Here is a 22,643-nt window from a genome sequence, read left to right as displayed (position 1 = left end):
AAAAAATTAACTGCCCTGATACGACTTTGAGCTTGTACTCCATGTAGCCCCCTATTCGGACAAAGCGCTAATGAACGAGGCGACACTATAAAATGCCGCCCCGCTGACGAATTATTTCATATTTATTTTTGCAAAAAACTCATCAGAAGACTTATCCAGCTGACCGAGTATATGGTGCTCACGGCGCTTATACGATTCAAAGTTCAGGTTCATCTGAGTCGCCGCTTTTTGAACACTCAGACTCGAAGCCTTCCACTTCCAGAACCAGGCACCGCCTTCGGAGGAGTTAAAAGTACATTCCAGACCGGCCAGGACAGTCACTGCAATACCGCCCTCAGACTCCATGCACGGCATGATCTGACAACTGCCTACGCTACTGCCCTTACTGTTGTTATCAAACAAGGTGATGATGGCATTATCTTTTTTGATTCTATCGAAGACTTTACCCAGCAAAGGAACGATCGCTGCGGCATTCGCCCCTGCAGCCATAGCAACTATTTCCAAAACGAGACTGTCCATGGTGACATTGACATTCTTCGTATCATGGGTGGTGTATATATAATTCGTGAAGGTCCAACCACAATACTTCATTGCTTCATGGTAAGCCTCGTACCATGCCAGGGCATTGGTTTTACGGTTTGCTTGTGTATCGGCATGAGATTCAGCGAGCTGGGCAATATTCATAACCGCCTCACGCTTCTCACGCGCCACACCATCAGCAAATGCAATAACGATTGGCGTTTCCTTCCCGACCAGCGCAGTTTCTTCTTTTGCCTCGCCTGCCACGTTTGGCGATTCAGGCGTCGTTAAAAACTGCATTTTTTGCTTGACTGGCAATGCATTAAAAAACTGTTCGGCTTCTTGGTCTGTGACAGCAACGCCTTCACTAATAATCATACAATCACTCCATTTAATTTTATTTAGCGAGCCTTCCCGACCCGTTAAATAAAACATAGCCTGCTTTTTCTACAATACAAAAAGGGTTCCATACTTAATATTACAGAAACACGCATTACTAAAACTCTGCTTCCCACCCCGATCAACTCCATCCGACGTTTATCCCTGAATAGAACAATAAGACAGCACTTATCAGACTGGACTGGAGAGTCGCCCCGACTACCTTGATGTACCCTGGGGTTTGGTTGCAGATATAGTCGAACAACCTCGCCGTGGCGGGCGCACGAGAGCCGATGGTCGATTGATGCTCAACGGTTTGTGCGATGCCGTGTTTGTGACATTACTTTTCGTACAGCGCCGAACCAACGCCCTGAACACTTTCCAATGGCCTGCCCGTCAACCGAATCCTTCGCATTAGAAGCAATGACGCTTAAATCGCGTTCATTACAGCTAACTTAATCGACTTCTCCCCCTTCGCACACGTGCTTTTGCCACGCACTCCACCTGAATCAAACTTTATATAGCCAGCATAAGAGTTATTCACACTGCCAAACTAATAAAAGCCAGTAAGCCTCATAGACTTATTTGACGCACACTGACGAATATTCCGACAGTGTTAAGGCATCAGGATGGCAAAACATTACCGTTTATAAAAAAATGGCCTCATTAAAGAGGCCATTTATTCAGTACGTCAGGGCTTTTGCCCATACCAACGCGGCGTGTAGACCCATTCCAGTCCGTCAGCACGACGGAATGCGCATGTCGTCGACGAACCAATGATGACCATGGTGCGCATGTCCACCTGATCCGGGGTCAACGCGCCAAGGGTCGTGACACGTAGCGTCTGGCCCGGACGGCCGATATCGCGACCCAAGACGACCGGCGTAGCAGGCAGACGATGACGGGCGACGATGTCCAGTGCCACACCTAGCTGCCAGGGGCGTGAGCGGGAAATCGGGTTGTAGAACGCCAGCGCCAGATCCGCCTCGGCCGCCAGGTCCAGACGTTTTTCGATGATGGCCCATGGCTTGAGGTTGTCCGAAAGCGACATCACGCAGAAGTCATGCCCCAATGGCGCTCCGGCCTGCGCCGCCGTCGCCAGCGAGGCCGACACGCCCGGCAGGATTTCCAGGTCAACGCTGTGCCAGAGCGGATTGTTGGACTCGTGCAGCGCTTCCAGTACGGCTGCTGCCATGGCAAACACACCAGGATCACCAGACGACACCACCACCACTGAGCGCCCTTGGGCCGCCAGCTCAAAGGCATGCCGGGCTCGCTGCATTTCTTCGCGGTTGTCGGTGCAGTGCATCACTTGATCGTCACGGAACGGCCCGGCCATGCGCACATAAGTTTCATAGCCCAACACGTCGTTGGCCCGTTCCAGCTCGGCCTTGACGGCGGGCACCATCAGCTCCGCAGCGCCTGGCCCCAACCCGATGACGGCCAGGCGTCCACGCGCACGTCCCAGTCGCTCAATGACCAGTGGCGCGGGCGCCACCCCCACGGTCACAGCATTCACAGGCTCACCCCAGGCGACTGACTGCTCGGCAAACTCATCATCGTCAGTTGCAAAGCGTAGCGGCACACCCAGTTCAGTGGCCACTTCACGCAGTTGGGTGTCAGCCATCAGGGGGTCGTCGGCCACGACGCACGCCAGGGATTGCCAAGCGACCTTCGCTTCGCGCAGCACGTCGCCAACGGTTTGCGCTGACACCACGGCGTTGACTTTCACCAGCACATTGCGCGGGTAAATCCGCAACTCGTCCGCCACAGGCTCGCGCGCTTCGCTGCCCACATGAATCGCCAGACGCGCGTCCCGGTGTTGGGGCAGTTGCGCACTGTCCAACCAGGGCGCGTCCCCTTCGATGCGCACGGATTCCCCGGCCAGCAGGTCTGACACAAAGCGCTTGCCCAGCTCCAGATCACCCAAGGCATAGCCGCTCGGCGGGTTTAGCAGGCAGGTGCCAAACCGCAGTTCTCCGCTGGTCGTAATCGCCGGTGCAATGCCCAGCCCGGCAGCGATTTCCCGAGCCAGATCGTTCACACCGCTCAGGCCACCCAACAAGGGGACCACGGCGCTGGCATCTTCTGCCACCGCCAGCACCGGCGGCTCTGCGCCTTTCTCCAACAACAACGGCGCGAGCGTGCGAATCACAATGCCCGCCGCACACAGGGCAATGATGGGCGTGTCCTGTTGGTACAACTGACGCAGGTTGGCGCCAAAGTCGCTGTATACCCGGTCCGCGCCATCAACCCGCTCGGCCAAACCATGAATCAGCGAACTCGGGTACAGCTGCTGGATACGCCGGGCAGTCGCGAGGCTGCCATTGCCAAGGATCACAATGGCCGCAGCTGGGCGGTTCATCCTTGCCACCGTTCGCCGGGCACGATAATCAGCGAGAAATACGGCGATGACATCGGGTCCACGTCATTGAACGGGACGATTTTCTGATTGCTCATGGTGGCGCGTTCCACATACAACGCGCGCTCGGCCAGGCCAAGCTCGCTCAATACTTCACGCACCTTATGGAAATTTCGCCCCAGCTTCATGATGACCGCAGCATCAGCATCCGCCAGACGACGCTTGAGTTCTTCATGAGGCAGTACCCCCGAGAGCACTGACAGGCTCTGATTGCGGTACACCAGCGGCACGCCCAGCACCGACGCGCCGCCCAGCATCGAGCAAACACCGGGCACGACTTCAGCCTCAAATTGTTGCGCCAGTCGGTCATGCAGATACATATATGAGCCGTAAAAGAACGGGTCGCCTTCGCAGATCACCGCCACATCACGCCCTGCTTGCAGATGCTGCGCCACCTCAACCGCAGCGTGATCGTAAAAATCGCTAATCACTTGTTCGTACGACAACGGCGCCGGTAAGGCTTCAGTGGTCACCGGGTACACCAATGGCATCAGCGTTTGCGCACCTTGCAAGTGCGCTTCGATAATGCCGAACGCGTTGCCTTTTTTACCTTTGGCAACGAAATACGCCACCACGGGCGACTCGCGCAGCAGGCGCAACGCCTTGACCGTAATCAGCTCAGGATCACCGGGCCCTACGCCCAGTCCGATCAAACGTCCTGGTTGCACCATCACTCGATCTCCGTCGCCAAGGCGTTAACTGCAGCCGCTGCCATTGCACTGCCACCACGACGGCCTTGCATGATTACAAACGGTACGCCACGGCTGTCCGCGGCGAGCATGGCCTTGGATTCGGCGGCGCCGACAAAACCCACCGGGAAGCCCAGGATCAGCGCCGGTTTGGGCGCACCTGCGTCGATCATCTCAAGCAGATAAAACAGGGCGGTCGGCGCGTTGCCGATCACTACAACGCTGCCTTCGAGGTACGGACGCCACAGCTCAAGGGCGACAGCTGAGCGGGTGTTGCCCTTCTCCAGCGCCATCTCGGCAACACCCTCTTCCTTGAGCGTGCAAATCACTTTGTTGTGGGCCGGCAAACGCGTGCGGGTCACGCCTTCAAGCACCATGCGCGCATCACACAAAATCGGTGCACCGGCGGCCAGCGCGTCGCGCCCGGCCTTGCCCGCACCCGGTGAGAAGCGCAGGTCGTCGACGGCATCGACCATGCCGCACGCATGAATCACCCGCACGGCCAGTTTTTCAAGGTCCGCCGGGATGTTGTCGAGGTTGGCCTCGGCACGAATGATGGCGAACGAGTTGCGATAGATCTCTTGACCGTCGCGGATGTAATCAATCATGGGTGTTGCTCCGTTGACGGGCTTCAAGCCAGGCGCCCGCCGCTTCAATAGTAAGGTTGCGCTCACGCAGCACACCGAATCCGGCGTGCTGCGGGTCACGTAAATAGAGGTCGTAATGACCGGGCGCCACGGCCAGCAACGTGACCGGGACCACATGGGCCGCCGCGCAAGAGCGCTGGCATCCCGTCAGGTGAATGTTCTGTGGCACAGCCATCAAGTGTGCGAGACGACGCGCATCCTGCTTGGTATCGGCCAGCCCTTTGGCACAAGCACTGGAGCCGGTGCAGGCAATCAGTTGCGTCAGCGGGTTGTGCGCATCACACAGCAAACCCAGTGTTTGCAGCGCTTGAGTGACCAGCGCCCCTTGATCGGTGCGCACATTTGGGACGATTACGCTTTGCCACGGGGTAAATCGCAACGTGCCGTCGCCATAGCGAGTGGCAATCCTCGCCAGCCCGCTGAGCATGGCGGCATCGAGTCGACCCAACGCCGGGGCGGCCCCTACGTAAACCCGGTTCGGTTCACGCTGTGGATAACAGCCGATGGGCGATTGCCCGCCCCTGGCCTCACGATGCCACGTGTACGCAGGGACGATTGCCACGCTGATTCGCTGCGCCAGTTGCTCGACAAAGTCTGTAACCGCCCGCTCCTTGAACAGGTGGCGCATGCGTGTTTGCTCGGGACGCGCTACATCGAGAAACAACGACAGGACGGCCATCACCAGCTCATGCCCCTGTTCGACAGGCACGCAGCCCAACGCTGCATCCTGCGCCGGGCTGCCCGCAAGGCCGAAGGCCAACAGGCGCTGGCCCTCGCATTCATAAGCCGATAACCACAGGTCGTGATGATGTTCCAGCATCGCCAGCGCTTCGCCGCCGTCCAGTTGCACGGCAAATTTGGCCGACAATTCGGCATAGCGCGGTGTGCTTTCTAGGCTGGCGAGAACCTGACGCGCCAAGGGCCACGTGTCGACCACCTGTTGCGGATCAATCCCCGCTGCGGGGCTGAGCATCAGGTTGCGCACGTCGTCACTGGCGGCGTTCGCCGGCCCTAAGCCCGCGTCCAGCAGTGGTTTAATCAGCGCTGCATGCGCCGGCCCCACACCCCGAATTTGCAGGTTGCTACGATTGGTCGCTTCGATAACCCCGCTGGCATACCGCTGCGCCACGTCAGCCACGGCTAGCGCTTGTGATGCGGTGATTAATCCGCCTGCGAGTTTGACGCGACAAATTCCGCCATCCATCGCCTGGACAATGCGCAATAGCCCCGGGCAACCCGAAGGGCGCACAGGCGTCGTGACAGGGAACTCAGGTGGCAAGGTCAAGGATCAATCCAGAGCAGGCAATGCGCTATTGCGGGTCGCGCATTATGCCTGCTTTGGACCGGCGCATGAAAAGCTTGCCGGACGGAATGCCCGTGCCGTTCACTTGCCCGGCACCCACGGCCTATGACAAGACCGGGTAAAGGCGCCCCAAATGAACAATCAACAGCACCAGCGAATCGGCATTGGCCAGCATCAGTTCTACACGTTTGATCGAGTCATTTCTAAAGACCAAACGTGCCTGGTCCAGCGTGCTCACACCCGCAATCTCCAGGAGACGACTTTTGGCGGTGCCATTGGGGATGTCTTTCCACCCCATGGTTTCGGGGTTGAGTTCCTGAAAAAGGTTCTCGGTTGGGACGTGCGGGGAATGGATTTTCTGAATCTCGACTATCAGATCCTGAAGGTAGCGGCCAAACGGCAGATCGGTGTCTATCAAGTCCAGATACGGAAACCCGGGGTTCAAATAATGAATGTCCTCTGTTTCCAGAACCTCATGGGTAAGCTCGTGCAGCAAAAATGAGGCGCGCATTTGCTGACTCACCGGAAAGGGTGGCGACGCGGCTTTTAAATACGGATGAGTCAGCGCATAGGGCTGCTCGAACAGGGTGGAAAAGAACTCATCGGTCAGGTAGATCCGCCTTGAACTGTCAGCACGGTTCACAAACGCCGAAGCCGTTGAGTTGAATCGCGAGCGGCACACCACATATTTTGGCGAAGTCGCGGGCGACAGGTCGGGGTGAAGGAAGCGCGCCAGCAGCGCATCCACACCAGACTGAACGCGCTCAAGGTGAGCAGGCACCAATGCGTCCAGGTCGAAGAAATGTTGCAAAAACTCCCGATTCCTTCTGTTCGCACTGCCGGGTGCATGCAAGTCATGCAGCGCTTGAGTAGTGCGCTGCAAATACGTGGTAGCCAACTCATGCGCTTTACGGATGCTCAATGCCTTATCCGGGAAGCGCCGCTGGATGCTGTCCATGCCGATTGCCTGAATCTCATAGGTCAGGGCGTTAGCCGCTAATGTTCCGTACCCGCTCATCGTCGAAGCGACGGGGCCGCCCCCCAACAGCGGCTCATTCACATCGATCTCCCACTGTTGATCTGTATTGAGCTTGATCAGCGGGCCCTCTCGCACATCGTCCAGATAGAGTCGCCAGCGATTGCGCCACGCCAGTACGCGGTACACCTGCCCACTCAGCTGTATGTAATGGAGACCGGATGGCGGATCGCTGTAAATCCGGGTCTGCGCGTCAAACGTCAAGTCCATCAGCGCCACCTGGTTGGCACGCAGTGAGGCCAATCCAGAGGCCGAACCTTGAAACTGCACATCGGAGCGCGGTATTGCAGCAGGGAAAGGTTCCAGGTCGTGCGCCGAAACGGCGTCAACCGAGCGAATCACTGAGTGCCAGGCTCGGCGGGTCGTCGCCAGCAGAACCAGCGACATGGCGAACTCGCTGACAGACTCCGCCCACCTGCCCTGCCTGGCTGCACTGACGCCTTCGCGCAGCAGGCCCAGCCCCTGCCAGACCACAATGGGCAGGCTCAGTTTTCCGGGGGCAAACATCGCGGCCGTGTTAACCACCAGCGTCAACACGTACTTGAAGGACTCCCAATCGACCTGGGCTGTGGTTTTGGATTGCTGGGCCGCCATGTCCAGCAACAGCCGGTAGTTATCGCGGTACAGGGTCGCGAACAGATTGCCCAGGATGGGCCGGTTGGCCAGCGTTACCGGGGCCGGGGTTTGCCAGCCGTTGAGCAATATTGAATCTTGAAAGTGCGGCAAGTGCGGCTCGACAAAACCGCCATGTGCGTAGGTTTTGCGTTCGAAGGCCGGCAAGCGTTGCAACACCAGGTTTTGCAGGGATTCGCGGGTGTACAGATCTGCCAGCAGTTGACCTTCACTGGCGTATTCCTTCAGGGAAAAATGCTCGCTGTACATCGTCCACAACAGGTGCGGGCCCGTATCGCCTGACTGTGGCCCCAGCACATACATACCTGTCGCCAAATCCGGTTCGCGACCACTTTCAGCCACCAGCTCCAGGGGCCTGATGATCAGCGAAACGCCGTTAAGCGGATTACGGGCCAGGCCGTCAGGACGTTCAATCACATGCTTGAGGCAGGCATATGCGTTGGCCGAAAGCGCGCCGTCCAGTTTTTCTCTCAACCCTTGCTCCAGCACTTGCAGCAACAATTGTTCGGCAAACTGCTGTTGTCGTCGGGCCGAGCCCTGTTTTTCTGGCGCCAGGCTGCTGTTAAGCAGCGCCTGGTAGTGACGGCCAATGTCCAGTTTGCGCACCAGCCGTTTGGCATAACGCGGGTCCAGCCCCAGGGGTAAGGTACTTTCATCGAGCGCACGCAAAAGCATGGCGCCGCCTTCAAGCCGGTTGAAGCCGTTCAGTGCAAAGCGGGTGAGTGACTGGATTTCGCGCGTCGTCGCTGCAGCCAGAAAGGACGGGGTGCTGCCCACAGCAACCGGCGCGGGCACATACGTGTCGAGCACCACTTCAATGGCGTCCGGCTCCAGGACCTGATCGGGAAAATCCAACGCCAATTGCGCCCTCACCGCCTCGCGCGCATAGGCCTCGATGTCAGGGATGCCGTGGAGATAAGACCCCTTGTCTTGTACTGCGAATTGATAGCGTTGCAGCACGTTGGCGTACGCCAGTTGATCGGCTCGGGAAGCGTTTTTTAACCAGGATGGCAACGCGCTTTCAAATTGCTGCGTCGCGGCCACTTCACGGTGGAGCTCAAAATGAAGACCCGCATGTTCTTCAAGCAAAAGGCTGCGACTGAGGTTTTCAAAACTTTGCGCCGTTAACGGGACTTCACGGGCTTGTCGGCACACGTAATGAGCGTCCACCACTACTTTGTTGATCGCCGCAACCTGACATTCATAGACAAAATCGTCTTCGATACGCTCAAAGTAGACCCATTGATTCTGCCCCTCCACCGCCCAATCGCTGCGCCTGTCCAGGTGGGCGCAGATCAGTGATTGGACATCGCACCGAACATTGGCCAACACGTCTTGGCGCAGGCTTTTGTCGAGTAGCAGCGCCTCAAGGTGAGCCTTGCATTGATCCACTGTCGCAAAACGTTCAAAGCCCGACACCGGTGTCCAGAGTATCGCTCGCCCGGCGGTACTTGATTCCTGCCCGCCACGCTCGGTTATCAACACACAGTTGCAGACGCTGATAGCGTCCAGCCCCCCGCCCATGTCCAGAAAAACGGCGAATACGTCCGGTACAAACTGGTTGAGGGCCGGCCGGTGAGTACTGACCGGGTAGGTTAATACCGTCGTGATGACGCGCTTGTCATCGGCCTCAAGGTGGTTGCCCCTCAACATCAATCGCATATCGGCGCGCAACATGACGTGCCGCAAGGTCGCCAGATGCTGGGCAAGCGTATCTGAAGGTTGCGAGGTAGAAGCTGTGTAAAAGAACGCCGACAGATGTTGCGTGTATGCCTGCTCGAAGCCTTTGGCAAGCGCGTCGAGCAAGGTCAGCAGTTTGGTCCCGCTCAGGCGCCGAAGCGGCTTGATCGTCTCATCACGTGAAGACCTGAGACCGCCTTCAATGAATGCCGGATTGTGCGGTAACGGGTTGCGACCGGTGACCCGTTCAAGCAGGGCGTCGACCAGGGTCAGCATGCGTATCGGCACACGCGTCAACACAGCCGCATCCACGTCGAAGACGTGCACCCACACCTCAGCCACATTGACGAAGCGTTGACCGCCTTCATTCAATACCTCTGCCAATAAATGCCGGGCAAGCATGCGCGGAGTCGGCCAGTGCTTGAGTAATGCGTCTCTCTGGGATTGGGTTTTGGGCAGTTTGAGGCTCAACACGTCGGACAACCCATTTTCGTTCAGGGCTAACGGCAGCCCATTGCTGCCTGGCAAAAATCGGCTGTCCCAACGCCCATGGCTGTTGAGTTTCAGTAACTGTGGGTCAATCAGCTCACGCACGTCGAGTGCATGGTCCACTGCCGCCAGTGTCAGGCGGCGGGCCTGGTACTGCCCCGTCAGATAGACAAAATCGCGGATCTGCCTGGCGCGCACCGCATGGATGCAATCATCAAACACGCTGCCCACGACGTTCTCGACCCGTAGCATGGGGGCGACCATCCCGGCTAGCAGCGGATGCTGATCCTGAGGGGCATAGCGCGCAATGGCGTCGAAGGCTGTGGGGCTTCTCAGTTTGCTCAGCACATAACTGGAAAGCCGGGCCCGGGACGAGATCTTTACCAGCCCGGTCGAGGCTCCAAACAACCACACCCCGTTGCTCTGCCCCGGAAAATAGAAGCACATCAAACCTGCGAGCTCGACCTCCGGGCCTTTGGCCTCATACACCAGCAAGCGCGCCGCACTGATCGTTGTCACGTCATGCCGGGCTGCAAGCAGTTGCTGCAACGCGTGAAAAGCGTCCGATGACATCTCAGGACGATGGCGGGCCTGTAATAACTGCTGAAAGAAATGGTCGCCCAACCGCGCCGCACAATAGGTATGCGGGCTCGGCTGCGCCCCTGCCGGTTGATCCCAAAAAACTGAAAGCGCCTCGCTCATGTGAGGGATTAAGTGCTCCGTGGCTGAGGTGAGCACGCGAGCGAATCGCTTATCAAGGTCTGCGTCACTCTCATGCGGCAGGCGCGTAAAAGGCCCGGTGTAGGTGTAGGCATGCCCCGTGGTCTGCGGGCCACTGATAAAAAGCTCCAGCGCAGCACTGCTCAAGGTGGTGCTGAGTTCGGGCTGTTGCTCGCCATTAGGTGTGACGAACCGGTGGACGTTGTGAGCATTCACCGGTTGCCCCGCAAATGCGCGCTCTAGATGAATCTGTAACTGGGCATCCACCAACGCCCGCAGGGTGGGCGTAGCCAATAACCGCTCAAGGGTATCTGCCTGACAGCTGCTCAAAAAAATACGTAGCGCCTCGCTGATGTGCGCCACGAACGGCACGGGCACCTCCCGGGTTCTGAGGGTCAGGTCTCCCGCCAGGCTCAAGAGCGGCCGCACATCCACGGGGCAGAATCTCAGCACGGCCTCTCGGTGCGCGGGATCGTCCAGTTGACGCTCAAGCGCGTCTCGCAGCGCGTCGAGGTCCGTGAACGTTTGAAGCGCGCCCAAGGGGGTCAGCAGAAACAGTGGCGTGGGGTCTGTAAGGGCTTGCGCGAGCAGCAATGCCCCAGCCCACTGAACCGGCCGGGATTGGTTTCGACTCAAAAATACACTGTTGGCGCGTACAGGCAATGGGCCAACCGGGCCGACTGGCAGGTAACTCAACGCTTTACTCAGCCAGTCATGCTCAAACGAGCTGATGGCGCCGGATGCCTGCGCCGCGTCAAGACGGCTTCTGTACAGGGCCTGCAAGGCCTGCGCGGAATGAAACGGGGGCACATTAACGGTCACGGGAACTCCTGACGGTTGCCGGGCCGCATATCGCGTCCCGCAAAGGGTTCGAACGCTACCGTGCCCGTTACACCCCCTGGCGCTACATAGTTAAGGCATCAGGCCCGTGCGCAGGCACCCTCACTGGCACGTGCAAGGCGCGCTATCATGCGCACCGTCCCTGCCTGTGGGCAGACGCTTACATCAGTGTTCAACAAGAGGATTGGCATGTCGCCCTGGCTAACAGTTGTGGGAATAGGTGAAGACGGCTTCAGCGGTCTGGGCAAAACGGCCCGGCGCGCGCTGTTGAGCGCTGCCCGGGTGTTCGGCGGGCAGCGCCAGCTGGATTTACTGCCCGCGTGTATCGGCGCTGAACGCCTGGCGTGGCCCAGCCCCTTTTCGCTGGCGCCGGTACTGGCGTTACGTGGTGAACCCGTATGCGTGCTGGCCAGCGGCGACCCGATGCTGTTTGGCGTGGGCGCAAGTCTGGCGCGCGTCATTCCGGGCGACGAAATGCACGTGCTGCCGTCACCGTCGTCCTTCTCACTGGCGGCGGCGCGACTGGGTTGGGCGCTGCAGGACGTCGTAACCCTGTCGGTTGTGGCCCGTCCCGTCGCGGCGCTCAATGCCCACGTGCACAGTGGCGTACGCCTGATGGTGCTGAGCAATGACGGCAGCAGCCCTGCCCTGGTCGCAGCGCTGTTGCGCGAACGCGGCTTTGGCCCGAGCCGAATGCATGTTCTGGAACACCTCGGCGGCCCGACTGAGCGGTGCATCGAAGCGAACGCCGATGACTGGTGCGCTGGCGACAGTGCCGCGTTGAATCTGATTGCTATCGACTGCATTGCCTCTAACGACGCCCACCCGTTATCGCGCATCGGCGGGCTGCCCGACAGCGCGTTCAAGCATGACGGTCAGTTGACCAAACGCGATGTGCGCGCCATGACCCTTGCGCGTCTCGCTCCGCTGCCCGGCCAACTGTTGTGGGACGTAGGCGCAGGCAGCGGTTCGATTGGCATCGAATGGATGCGCAGCTACCCGAGCTGCCGGGCGCTGGCGATCGAAGCGGATGAAGGCCGTCAGCACTTAATCGAACAGAACCGTGACGCACTGGGCGTGCCCGGTCTGCACGTGATCCGGGGCAAGGCCCCGCAGGCGTTGGCAGGGCTCGAACGCCCGGACGCGATTTTCATTGGCGGTGGCGTCACCCGTGAAGGTGTGCTCGACACGTGCTGGCAGCAACTCAAGCCCGGCGGCCGTTTGGTGGCCAATGCCGTCACCCTGCAAAGCGAACTGCACCTGATGAACTGGCGCGCACTGCATGGTGGGGAACTGACCCGCCTGCACGTTGCTCACGCCCGGCCACTGGGAGAGTTCGATACTTGGCGCCAAGCGCTGCCCATCACCCTGTTAGACGTGACTAAACCCCTTGATGCGTGACGAGACCGCTGAACAACCCGCGCCGCTGCGCAGCGGCCTGACCACAGGCAGTTGCGCGACGGCCACCAGCCTGGCTGCCGCCCGCCTGTTGCTGAGCGGCGTGAGCCATGACGCCGTTGAAATTACGTTGCCCAAGGGCAAGGTGGTGACGATGCGCCTGGAGTTTTGTCGCCTGCTGGCCGCGGGCGCCGAAGCCGGCACCCTGAAGGACGCCGGCGACGACCCGGACGTGACCCATGGCGCGCTGCTGTACTCGCAGGTGCGCCTGATCCCCGAGGCGAGCATTGTCTTCGTGGCCGGCCAGGGCGTGGGGACCGTTACCCGTCCCGGGCTGGTGCTGGCGGTGGGCGAACCGGCGATCAACCCGGTGCCGCGCAAAATGATCACTGATCATTTACTGCAACTGGCCCGCGAATGCGATTACGCCGGGGGGTTTGAAGTGACTGTCAACGTTCGCGATGGCGAAGCACTGGCACTGAAAACCATGAATCCGCGGCTGGGTATTCTTGGCGGACTGTCGATTCTGGGCACCAGCGGCATCGTGCGACCGTTCTCTTGCGCGGCGTACATTGCCTCGATCCATCAGGGCATCGACGTCGCCAAGACCAACGGTTACCTGCACATTGCCGCCTGCACCGGCAATGCCAGCGAAGACACCATGCGCCGCGTGTACAACCTGCCGGAGATCGCGCTGATCGAAATGGGCGACTTCGTCGGTGCAGTGCTCAAGCATCTGCGCAAAGTCCCTGTGGATAAATTGAGCCTGTGCGGCGGCTTCGGCAAGATCAGCAAACTGGCCGCCGGGCACATGGATTTGCACAGTCGTCACTCCAGCATCGACCTGCCGCAACTGGCTGACTGGGCCGCCGCCATTGGAGCTGACGCCGAGCTGCAAATAGCCATTCGCCAGGCCAATACCAGCCAACAAGCGTTGGCAATGGCCAGTGCCGCCGGTATCGCATTGGGCGATGCCGTGTGTCAGCACGCGCTGAATTTTGCCCGCAGCGTGGTGCCCGCGCAGGTGCAGATTGAAGTGTTCGCCATCGACCGCCAAGGCGGGATCGTGGGCCATGCGGGAGCATTTGAATGAAACGGCTATTGTTGCTGGGCGGCGTTACCGAAGCGCTGGCCATTGCACGCACCCTTGGGCCCCAGCACGTCTATAGCCTCGCCGGGGTGGGCCGTGTGCCGACCGACCTTCCCTGTGAAGTCCGGGTCGGCGGCTACGGGGGCGCCGAGGGCTTGACCCGCTACATCCGCGAACAGCACATCGATTTGCTGCTGGATGCGACCCACCCGTATGCCGCGCAAATCAGCCGCAATGCCGCCTTGGCCGCCCGTGCCAGCGGCATTGAATGCTGGGCGTTGCGACGCCCGGCCTGGGAACCGCAACCGGGCGACGATTGGCGTGAGGTGGCGGACTGGGACGAGCTGGTCAGGGCGCTCACGCCTTTCAAGCGTCCGTTGTTCACGCTGGGTAAAGAACCGCTCGGGCATTTGGATGAGATTCCCGCCGATCAATTCTGGACCTTGCGGGCGCTGGACCCGTATCCCGGCAACGCACGCTGCAACGTCATCGGCGCCCGTGGCCCGTTCCGCATCGACGACGAACGGCAGCTGTTTGAACAACACCATATCGATGTATTAATCAGCAAAAACAGCGGCAGCAGCGCGACCGAGCCCAAACTGGAAGTCGCCCGCGAACGCGGCGTGCCCGTGTTGATACTCAAACGGCCCGAGCTGGCGCAGGTGGACCGGGTGTTTGGGGCGGTGGGAGATGTGCTTCAGGTCTTGAAGCAAGAAGAATATTTGTGAATGTGTATTCAGTGGCGATGCTGTATCCCGAGGGATACGATTCGCTCCATGATCAATCTCGAGCAACCCCTTGAATTCGCAAAATGGCTAAGCTCATTAAAAGACAAGAGTGGGCAAGCACGCATTCTGGCACGCATTAGAGCCGCAGGATTAGGGCATTTCGTTGACTGTGAACCTGTAGGAGATCGTGTGTACGAAATGCGCATTCATTGCGGGCAGGCTATCGGGTTTACTGCACCCGCAAGGGAGAAGTCATTTACCTGTTGCTCATTGGCGGCGACAAAAAAACCCAGGTGCGAGACATAAAACGCGCACAACATATAGCCAAAACATTGAGTTGTGAGGACTGAACAATGACCGAACAATTTATCCGTTTCGATACTGCCGACTACGTGAAAAACCCTTCAGAAATGGCTGCATTCCTTGATGCCTGTTTCGATGAAGATCCGGGTGACGGCAGTCTGATTCGTGCTGCCCTTAGCGATATTGCCCGCGCCCAAGGCATGAGTCAGATCTCTCGGGACACTGGATTAGGCCGCGAGAGCCTCTACAAAGCCCTTGGAAGCAGCGGTAACCCAGAGTTCGCGACAATCATGAAAGTCATGAAAGCGCTTGGGCTTAAACTCCACGCAAGCGCGGCCTGAGGTTCGCCAGCAATGCCGGGCGACACTTCGCCGCACCTGGCCTTTTTACTTACGCCGATCATTCAGGCTAAATAGCGCCCTTGATCGCTCCACTCACGGAATTCGTCATGTCTCGACAACGGTTTGCATTTGCCTGGATCGCCTGCTTCGCAGTGCTGTTCAACATGCTCGCCATGTCGACGGCAGGCGCGATGAGCGGTGCCCGTCAGGCGCCCTCCGAGCAGTTCATGTGGAGCAGCTTTTGCACCTCAACCGGCACCAAAATGGTGGCTGTGTCGCTGGGCAAGGTTGATGCGGGCGACAGCCAGAACGACGATCATTCGACCATGCAGCACTGCTGGTGCTGCTCGGGTTCGGCGCCGCTGGTGGCCTTGCCGTCCCATGTCCCGACGCTCTATTTCGCGGCCATCGAGCACGGGCATAGCCAAGTGCCGGATCACCTGAAACGCCCCACCCCGCGCCAGCAATGGCCGAGCCTCAACCCCCGCGCTTCGCCTCTGGCGTGATTCATCCTCGCAACCCTTTTGCGCTTTGAATCACTTCGGAGAATTACCATGTTGAACCTGTCACTGGTCAAGCACGCCCTGATTGCGGCGGCGCTGATGTTGCCTGCCTGTTTCGCCAACGCCCACCAATACACCGTGGGCGCGCTGGAGATCGCTCACCCGTGGTCTCAGGAGCTGCCTCCCAATGCGCCTACCGTGGCGGCGTATTTCATCATCAAGAACACCGGCGACACCGCCGATCGCTTGTTGAGCGCAGACACCCCGATTGCGGAAAAAGCCGAGATTCACGAACACGTCATGCAGGGCGACCTGATGAAAATGCAGCACGTCCCCGCGGTCGATATCCCGGCAGGGGGCACTGTCACGTTTGCCCCCATGGCGTACCACGTGATGCTGTTCAACCCCAAAGACCGCAACCTGCTGCGAGACGGAAAGCGCTTCCCCCTGACCCTGCACTTTGAAAAGGCAGGCGACGTACTGGTCGACGTGAACGTGCAAAAGCAGGCTCCCGGCGCCAGCCAAGGCACCCCGCACGCCCACTAACCGCAAAGGTCTTTGAGCCCCGTGCGCGCCCTTCGCGCCAGGCCATCCACGTCGCAGACACGCGGCAGTTGGTTGAGCCTGTTTGCCATGTTGATGATTTTCATCGGCCCGCTGATCTCCCAGGCGATGCCGATGGATCATCACGCCTCCATGCCGATGCCAATGGACATGCGGATGGCGGCGCACAGCGAGCACGCGGAGCATCAACAACCGGCTGCTGACCATCACGCAATGTGGGAAAAGTGCGGCTATTGCACGCTGCTGTTCAGTTGCCCTGCGCTGCCGGGCAGTATCGGCCTGAACCTGTTCGATGCGCCTGCGCCCAAACGCTACCTGGCGTCCAACCCCCGGCTGGGCCATGCCCGGCAACCGGTCTTCCCCGGGGCCCGCTCACGCGCCCCGCCCGCCTTCCTTTAGTCACCGACACAACAACCTCACCCAGGCCCGTCTGTATGCGCTGCTCAAGACAGCCGCAGGCGCGTGGCCGTGTTGTACTCGCTTGAATATTGGAATGTTTATGTCCCGTTTTACTGCTGTCTCCCGTTTGTCCCAAGCACAGACGGTTTTCCCCTTTGCCCTGAGCGCGCTGTGCTGCGCATTGTTCGCGCCGTTGGCGCAGGCGGCCGCCCCGGTGGATGAGCACGCCGGACACGTGCGTGAACTCAGCCCGACCGTGGTCACGGCCGTAGCACCCAGCTCCCCGCTGACCATCGTCACCAACCCTAAAGACCCGCGCCAGCCGGTGCCCGCCAGCGATGGCGGTGATTACCTCAAAACCATCCCCGGGTTCGCCCTGATCCGCAACGGCGGCACCAACGGTGATCCGGTGCTGCGGGGCATGTTCGGCTCACGCCTGAACATCCTCACCAACGGCGGCGTGATGCTCGGCGCCTGTCCGGGCCGCATGGACGCCCCGACGTCCTACATTTCGCCGGAAACCTACGATCAACTCACGGTCATCAAAGGCCCGCAAACCGTGCTCTGGGGGCCGGGCGCCTCGGCGGGCACCATCCTGTTTGATCGCCAACCCGAACATTTCGGTGAACTGGGTACGCGGGTAAATGCCAGTCTGCTAGCGGGTTCAAACGGCCGCTTCGACAAAACCATCGATGCCGCTGCCGGTGGCCCGTTGGGCTATGTGCGCGTGATCGGCAATACCGCGCACGCCGACGATTACAAGGACGGCAACGGCGACACGGTGCCGTCGCGTTATGACAAATGGAACGGCGATGTTGCCCTCGGCTGGACCCCTGACGCCGACACGCTGCTGGAGCTCACCGCCGGCAAGGGCGACGGCGAAGCCCGTTCGGCCGGCCGCGGGATGGACGGTAGCCAGTACAAACGCGAAAGCCTGGGCCTGCGCTTTGAGAAGTCCAACATCGGGGAAGTGCTCGACAAGGTCGAAGCGCAGGTTTACTACAACTACGCCGACCACGTGATGGACAACTACACCCTGCGCACCCCATCCGGCACCGGCATGATGGCTGGGCCCATGGCCTCCAACGTCGACCGCCGAACCCTGGGTGCACGCATCAAGGCCACCTGGCACTGGGCAGATTTGCAGTTGATCAGCGGCATCGATGCACAGACCAACGAACACCGTAAACGCATGGGAATGGGCATCGACACCTACAAGGACCAGAACTGGAGCAAGGATGCCGATTTCCACAACTACGGGGCCTTTGGCGAATTGACCTGGTACGCCGCTGACCGCGACCGCGTCATTACCGGCGCCCGCCTTGACCGCGCGTCCGCCAAGGATTTCCGCGCCCGTATTGGCTCGGGAATGATGAGCAAGCCCAACCCGACACTCGATAAAACCCGCGCCGACACCCTGCCCAGCGGCTTTGTGCGCTATGAACATGACCTCGCTGACAGCCCGGCCACCGTCTACGCCGGCTTGGGCCACGCACAGCGTTTCCCGGATTACTGGGAACTGTTTTCACCCACCTCAGGCCCCGCGGGCTCGGTGAATGCGTTCGACGCCATCAAACCCGAAAAGACCACCCAGCTCGACATGGGACTGCAATACAAAACCGAGCGCCTCGAAGCCTGGGCCTCGGTCTACGCCGGGGAGATTCGCGATTACATCCTGTTCGATTACGCCAAGGGTTCTTCCCAGGCACAGAATGTCAACGCACGGGTCATGGGCGGTGAACTGGGGGCTGCGTATCAGTTGACCTCCAACTGGAAAGCCGACGCCACCCTGGCGTATGCCTGGGGCAAAAACACCACGGACGGCAAGGCACTGCCACAAATGCCACCGCTAGACACCCGCCTCGGCCTGACCTACAGCGAAGACGACTGGAGCGCCGGTGCCTTGTGGCGCGTGGTGGCCCGGCAGGACCGGATCGATCGCAACGCCGGTAACGTGGTGGGCAAGGATTACGACAAAAGCGCAGGCTTTGGCGTGTTCTCGCTCAACGGCGCCTACCGCATCAACAAAAACCTGAAAGTCAGCGCCGGGGTCGACAACCTGCTGGACAAAAACTACAGCGAGCACCTGAACATGGCCGGTAACGCAGGATACGGCTACCCGGCGACCGACCCGACGCCGATCAACGAACCTGGCCGCACGTTGTGGACAAAGATTGATGTGAGTTTCTAAACAGCCGCGTTGCCTGCCCCCCGTCCCTCTCCAACCGGAAGAGGGATGGGGGCAGGCGTCATTAATACTATTTACCTTGCGGAGCCGCTCACATGAGCCAACCCACTCCTTCTTTTTACAACCTGGCCTGGCGGTGGCATTTCTACGCCGGGCTGTTTGTCGCCCCGTTCATGATCCTGTTAGCCCTGACCGGGATCATTTACCTGTTCAAGCCCCAGCTCGACCCTTTGCTCTACGACCACTTGATCAACGTCACCCCGGGCCATCACAGCCTCAGCGCCGACGAACAACTCACCCGCGTTCAGGCCACTTATCCACAGGGGCATATCAGCCAGTACCTGCCCCCGATCAACCCGCAGCGCAGCGGCCAATTCGTCATCCATAGCGGCGGACGCGAGCTGAATGTGTTTATCAACCCCTACAACGGCGAGGTGCTGGGCGAGCAGGATGCCAAGCTCAACCTGCAAGCCGTGGCGCGGGCGCTGCATGGCGAACTGATGATCGGCACCCTGGGCGACCGCTTGATAGAGCTGGCCGCAGGCTGGGGCGTGGTGCTGGTGATTTCCGGGCTGTACCTGTGGTGGCCGCGCGGGCAATCGGCCGCAGGCGTGCTATGGCCACGTTTGACCCGTCGCGGGCGCGTGCTGTGGCGCGACCTGCACGCCGTCACCGGATTCTGGGGCGCAGCATTGTTGTTGTTTATGTTGATCAGCGGCATGACCTGGACCGGTTTCTGGGGCAAGCAGTACGCCGACCTGTGGAATCAGTTCCCGGCCGCCATGTGGAACAACGTGCCCACGTCCGACACAGAAGCGCGCAGCCTCAACACGGCAACCCGCCAAACCGTGCCCTGGGCGATGGAAAACACCCCAATGCCCGTCTCGGGCGCCCACGCCGAGCACATGGGCCACGGTGCTCATTCCAGCGGCCCTGCGGCGCTGACCATCACCTTGCAGCACGTGGTCGACACCGCGACCCGCCGCAACGTCGAACCCGGTTACAGCATCACGTTGCCGACCACCGCAGAAGGTGTCTTCACCGTCGCAATCTTCGCCGACGACCCGCGTGACGATGCCACCTTGCATGTCGATCAATACACCGGCGAAGTGCTGGCCGACGTGCGCTGGCAGCATTACAGCAACGTCGCCCGTGCCACCGAAATGGGCGTGATGCTGCACGAAGGCAAACTCTTTGGCTCGCTGAATCAGATCGCAATCCTGCTGGTGTGCCTGATGATTTTGCTCAGTTCGATCAGTGGCCTGGTGATCTGGTGGAAACGCCGCCCGCAAGGCAGCCTGGGCGTACCGCCGCTGCGCCATGCACTGCCAACATGGAAAACCGGTGTGCTGATCATGCTTGGGCTGGCGGTGCTGTTTCCGCTGGTGGGCGTTTCATTGCTTGCCGTCTGGGTACTCGATCGGGTGCTGTTGCGGATCCGCGCCAAACAACAACGTGAACAGCACTCATGACCAACGTGAATGGTTCGAGAGGTGCCGGCTAGAGACTCAGGGATAATGGCGCGCTGACAAAAAAGTCCGATAAGCCTGTTATGTGTAACTGCTTCATTGACGCTTCATCACCCGCCGCCAGGAGGCAGCGGGCATCCCTTTAAAAAAGCGACTCATTGCCCCGATGAATAAGTACCTGTTCTCCAGCCTTTGCCTGCTGACCGTCAACCCTGCGCAGGCGGACGACACCGCACCGTCCTTGATGCTGCCCGCCGCGACCATCACGGCCCCTGAAGTCGATAACACTCACATCGACCTTAAGACTGCCACCCGCGCAGGCTCGCGCCTGAACCTCAGCAGCCTCGAAACCCCGGCCAGTGTCGAAAACCTGACCGACGCGCAGATCCGCGCGCGTGGCGATCGCAGCGTTCAGAACGCCGTGACCCGCACCACCGGCATCAGCAACACGGGCACACCGGGTAACGGCGGCTCTGCGTACTCGGCCCGTGGCTTCGTGGGTGAAGGCTCGGTCATGCAGCTGTATGACGGCGTGCGCCTCTACAGCGGCGCAGGCACTGTGACCTTTCCGGTGGACGATTGGTCGGTGGAGCGTATCGACGTGCTGCGCGGCCCGGCCTCAGTACTGTACGGCGAGGGCGCGACAGGCGCGGTGATCAACGTGATCCCGAAAAAGCCGTTCATGGGTGACATCGAAAACCACGTGCGCCTCGGCTACGGCTCGTATGACACCCGACAACAAGCGCTGGACAGCGGCGGCTCACTGACCGACACCCTAAGCTACCGACTGAACCTCAACCACACCCAAAGCAACGGCTGGATCGACCATGGCGATTCAGAAAACACCTTCATCAGCGCTGCCCTGCGCTGGCAGGCCACTGACGACCTGACCTTCACCCTGAGCCACGACTACGGCGACCAGCAACCGCAGAACGACTTTGGCGTGCCGTTGATCAACGGCCGCTACTACAAGAGTCTGCGCGACAAAAATTACAACGTGCGCGACGCCAAACTGCACTACAACGACCAGTGGACGCGCCTGAACACCGAATGGCAGATCAGCGACACCCTGAGCGCCAGCAACGAACTGTATTACCTGAAAGCCCAGCGGCGCTGGCAGAACGCCGAAAACCATGCCTGGGATGAGGGCAGCCAAAGCCTGTTGCGCAGTGGCTTTTTCAGCATCAAGCACCATCAGGAGCAGTTTGGCGACCGTCAGACCTTCACCCTGAATCACGACCTGTTCGGCCTGAAAAGCAAAACCCTGGTGGGCATGGAGTACAACCGCATCCACTTCAACCTGCACAGCAATGCGCCCTACAACGATGTCGCACCGGGCGGTCAACCTGTCGACGTGTACCACCCGGACCGTGGCCAGTTCGAGAGCGCATCCCCGTACCGCGATCAATTCACCACCACGACCCGGCAGGTTGCGCTGTTCGCAGAAAATCGCACTACGTTGACCGATCAACTGTCGCTGGTCACTGGCGTACGCCGCGACATCGTGCGCCTGGATCGCGATGACTTCGCCGAAAGCGGCGTCACCACCCGCAGCGACCGTGGCCTGTCGGCCAACAGCTGGAAAGTCGGGCTGGTGTACGAATTGACGCCGGACATGTCGATCTATGCTCAACAGGCCACCAGTGTCGATGGCGTGGGGGGGTTGATCAGCTTGAGCCAACGTCAGCAAAATTTCGGCCTGGCCCATGCGCGCCAGACTGAAGTCGGCTTCAAACAGATGTTCTGGGAGCAGCGCGGCGAGTGGACGCTGGCGGCTTATCACATCGTCAAAAAGGATTTACTGACCACCGACCCCAGTGATTTCACTCGCACCCTGCAAGTGGGTGAACAATCGTCAAACGGCCTGGAGGCTAGCCTCGACCTGCAGCTGCCGAACCGCTGGGCCCTGCAAGCCAACGCCTCGATCGTGCGGGCTGAATACGACAACTTCAACGACGACGGCGTCTCGCGCAAAGGCAATCGCCCCACCGACGTACCGCGTCGCACCGCCAACCTGTGGTTGAGCACGTTCATCACCGACGATGTGAACGCAGGCGCCGGTGTGCGTTATGTAGATGCGCGTTATGCCGACACGGCCAACACTGTCGAACTGCCGAGCTACACCGTGGTAGACGCCACTGTGAGCTGGAATGCCCTGCCCAATACCACCCTGGGGTTGCGCCTGAACAATTTGTTTAATCGCCAGTACGCCGTAACCCAATACAATGGCGGCCAGCAATGGCTCATGGGCGAGCCGCGCTCGTTCTTTGTAACGGCCGATTACGCCTTTTAACGTTTAACCTG

General features: G+C 59.8%; 16 protein-coding genes and 1 pseudogene. 11 read left to right on the top strand and 6 right to left on the bottom strand.

Annotation, left to right across the window (positions count from 1 at the left end):
- Window positions 1–111: 111 nt before the first annotated feature.
- The 6 genes from HBN61_RS00745 to HBN61_RS00720 form a co-directional block, all read right to left on the bottom strand.
- On the bottom strand, window positions 112–897 hold the full coding sequence (locus tag HBN61_RS00745; RefSeq protein ID WP_170045976.1) for a hypothetical protein: 786 nt from the start codon (window positions 895–897) through the stop codon (window positions 112–114).
- 691 nt (window positions 898–1,588) lie between these two features.
- Entirely contained in the window at window positions 1,589–3,262 is a 1,674-nt protein-coding gene (gene cobJ, locus HBN61_RS00740; protein ID WP_170045975.1) for a precorrin-3B C(17)-methyltransferase, read from the bottom strand.
- Window positions 3,259–3,990: a precorrin-2 C(20)-methyltransferase gene (locus tag HBN61_RS00735; RefSeq protein WP_094992025.1), complete on the bottom strand. Its 732-nt coding sequence runs from the start codon at window positions 3,988–3,990 to the stop codon at window positions 3,259–3,261. The genes cobJ and HBN61_RS00735 overlap by 4 nt, the downstream gene beginning before the upstream one ends.
- The gene (locus tag HBN61_RS00730; protein ID WP_094992024.1) at window positions 3,990–4,616 is read right to left on the bottom strand and encodes a precorrin-8X methylmutase; all 627 of its coding nucleotides are present in this window, start codon (window positions 4,614–4,616) and stop codon (window positions 3,990–3,992) included. Before HBN61_RS00730 ends, HBN61_RS00735 begins: the two co-directional genes overlap by 1 nt.
- Window positions 4,609–5,940: a precorrin-3B synthase gene (gene cobG, locus HBN61_RS00725; protein ID WP_262498656.1), complete on the bottom strand. Its 1,332-nt coding sequence runs from the start codon at window positions 5,938–5,940 to the stop codon at window positions 4,609–4,611. The genes HBN61_RS00730 and cobG overlap by 8 nt, the downstream gene beginning before the upstream one ends.
- Window positions 5,941–6,061: 121 nt before the next feature.
- Window positions 6,062–11,338: a dermonecrotic toxin domain-containing protein gene (locus HBN61_RS00720; protein ID WP_170045974.1), complete on the bottom strand. Its 5,277-nt coding sequence runs from the start codon at window positions 11,336–11,338 to the stop codon at window positions 6,062–6,064.
- A 207-nt stretch (window positions 11,339–11,545) separates the two neighbouring features.
- On the opposite strand from HBN61_RS00720, the gene cbiE reads away from it, so the two are divergent.
- The 11 genes and pseudogenes from cbiE to HBN61_RS00670 all read left to right on the top strand — a co-directional run bounded on the left by cbiE (window position 11,546) and on the right by HBN61_RS00670 (window position 22,632).
- Window positions 11,546–12,757 carry a precorrin-6y C5,15-methyltransferase (decarboxylating) subunit CbiE gene (gene cbiE, locus HBN61_RS00715; RefSeq protein ID WP_170045973.1) on the top strand — a complete coding sequence of 404 codons (1,212 nt, stop codon included), beginning with the start codon at window positions 11,546–11,548 and terminating at the stop codon, window positions 12,755–12,757.
- Window positions 12,750–13,847 carry a cobalt-precorrin-5B (C(1))-methyltransferase gene (locus HBN61_RS00710; protein WP_170045972.1) on the top strand — a complete coding sequence of 366 codons (1,098 nt, stop codon included), beginning with the start codon at window positions 12,750–12,752 and terminating at the stop codon, window positions 13,845–13,847. Before cbiE ends, HBN61_RS00710 begins: the two co-directional genes overlap by 8 nt.
- Window positions 13,844–14,572 (top strand): cobalt-precorrin-6A reductase, encoded by a 729-nt coding sequence (locus HBN61_RS00705; RefSeq protein ID WP_170045971.1) that lies wholly within the window; start codon window positions 13,844–13,846, stop codon window positions 14,570–14,572. The genes HBN61_RS00710 and HBN61_RS00705 overlap by 4 nt, the downstream gene beginning before the upstream one ends.
- A gap of 48 nt (window positions 14,573–14,620) precedes the next feature.
- Window positions 14,621–14,922: pseudogene (locus tag HBN61_RS22530) on the top strand (type II toxin-antitoxin system RelE/ParE family toxin).
- A gap of 3 nt (window positions 14,923–14,925) precedes the next feature.
- On the top strand, window positions 14,926–15,216 hold the full coding sequence (locus HBN61_RS00700) for an addiction module antidote protein (RefSeq protein WP_170045970.1): 291 nt from the start codon (window positions 14,926–14,928) through the stop codon (window positions 15,214–15,216).
- A 107-nt stretch (window positions 15,217–15,323) separates the two neighbouring features.
- A complete protein-coding gene (locus HBN61_RS00695) occupies window positions 15,324–15,722 on the top strand; it encodes a DUF2946 domain-containing protein (RefSeq protein WP_169963773.1) in 399 nt (132 codons plus the stop codon).
- Between the two features lie 48 nt (window positions 15,723–15,770).
- Entirely contained in the window at window positions 15,771–16,265 is a 495-nt protein-coding gene (locus tag HBN61_RS00690) for a copper chaperone PCu(A)C (protein WP_524539057.1), read from the top strand.
- Between the two features lie 21 nt (window positions 16,266–16,286).
- The gene (locus tag HBN61_RS00685; RefSeq protein WP_346010206.1) at window positions 16,287–16,682 is read left to right on the top strand and encodes a DUF2946 domain-containing protein; all 396 of its coding nucleotides are present in this window, start codon (window positions 16,287–16,289) and stop codon (window positions 16,680–16,682) included.
- Window positions 16,683–16,782: 100 nt separating this feature from the next.
- On the top strand, window positions 16,783–18,873 hold the full coding sequence (locus HBN61_RS00680; RefSeq protein WP_170045969.1) for a TonB-dependent copper receptor: 2,091 nt from the start codon (window positions 16,783–16,785) through the stop codon (window positions 18,871–18,873).
- Between the two features lie 92 nt (window positions 18,874–18,965).
- Window positions 18,966–20,342 (top strand): PepSY-associated TM helix domain-containing protein, encoded by a 1,377-nt coding sequence (locus HBN61_RS00675; protein WP_170045968.1) that lies wholly within the window; start codon window positions 18,966–18,968, stop codon window positions 20,340–20,342.
- A 163-nt stretch (window positions 20,343–20,505) separates the two neighbouring features.
- On the top strand, window positions 20,506–22,632 hold the full coding sequence (locus tag HBN61_RS00670) for a TonB-dependent receptor (protein ID WP_170045967.1): 2,127 nt from the start codon (window positions 20,506–20,508) through the stop codon (window positions 22,630–22,632).
- Window positions 22,633–22,643 lie beyond the last annotated feature (11 nt).

This window comes from Pseudomonas sp. WS 5071, from assembly GCF_012985765.1.
GTDB lineage: Bacteria > Pseudomonadota > Gammaproteobacteria > Pseudomonadales > Pseudomonadaceae > Aquipseudomonas > Aquipseudomonas lundensis_A.
This window is presented reverse-complemented; position numbering and strand designations above follow the sequence as displayed.

Bases quoted from the DNA above. Each gene is read 5' to 3' on its own strand.
- HBN61_RS00745 (WP_170045976.1), bottom strand. From the start codon at position 897: ATGATTATTAGTGAAGGCGTTGCTGTCACAGACCAAGAAGCCGAACAG.
- cobJ (WP_170045975.1), bottom strand. From the start codon at position 3,262: ATGAACCGCCCAGCTGCGGCCATTGTGATCCTTGGCAATGGCAGCCTC.
- HBN61_RS00735 (WP_094992025.1), bottom strand. From the start codon at position 3,990: ATGGTGCAACCAGGACGTTTGATCGGACTGGGCGTAGGGCCCGGTGAT.
- HBN61_RS00730 (WP_094992024.1), bottom strand. From the start codon at position 4,616: ATGATTGATTACATCCGCGACGGTCAAGAGATCTATCGCAACTCGTTC.
- cbiE (WP_170045973.1), top strand. From the start codon at position 11,546: ATGTCGCCCTGGCTAACAGTTGTGGGAATAGGTGAAGACGGCTTCAGC.
- HBN61_RS00710 (WP_170045972.1), top strand. From the start codon at position 12,750: ATGCGTGACGAGACCGCTGAACAACCCGCGCCGCTGCGCAGCGGCCTG.
- HBN61_RS00705 (WP_170045971.1), top strand. From the start codon at position 13,844: ATGAAACGGCTATTGTTGCTGGGCGGCGTTACCGAAGCGCTGGCCATT.
- HBN61_RS00700 (WP_170045970.1), top strand. From the start codon at position 14,926: ATGACCGAACAATTTATCCGTTTCGATACTGCCGACTACGTGAAAAAC.
- HBN61_RS00695 (WP_169963773.1), top strand. From the start codon at position 15,324: ATGTCTCGACAACGGTTTGCATTTGCCTGGATCGCCTGCTTCGCAGTG.
- HBN61_RS00690 (WP_524539057.1), top strand. From the start codon at position 15,771: ATGTTGAACCTGTCACTGGTCAAGCACGCCCTGATTGCGGCGGCGCTG.
- HBN61_RS00680 (WP_170045969.1), top strand. From the start codon at position 16,783: ATGTCCCGTTTTACTGCTGTCTCCCGTTTGTCCCAAGCACAGACGGTT.
- HBN61_RS00675 (WP_170045968.1), top strand. From the start codon at position 18,966: ATGAGCCAACCCACTCCTTCTTTTTACAACCTGGCCTGGCGGTGGCAT.
- HBN61_RS00670 (WP_170045967.1), top strand. From the start codon at position 20,506: ATGAATAAGTACCTGTTCTCCAGCCTTTGCCTGCTGACCGTCAACCCT.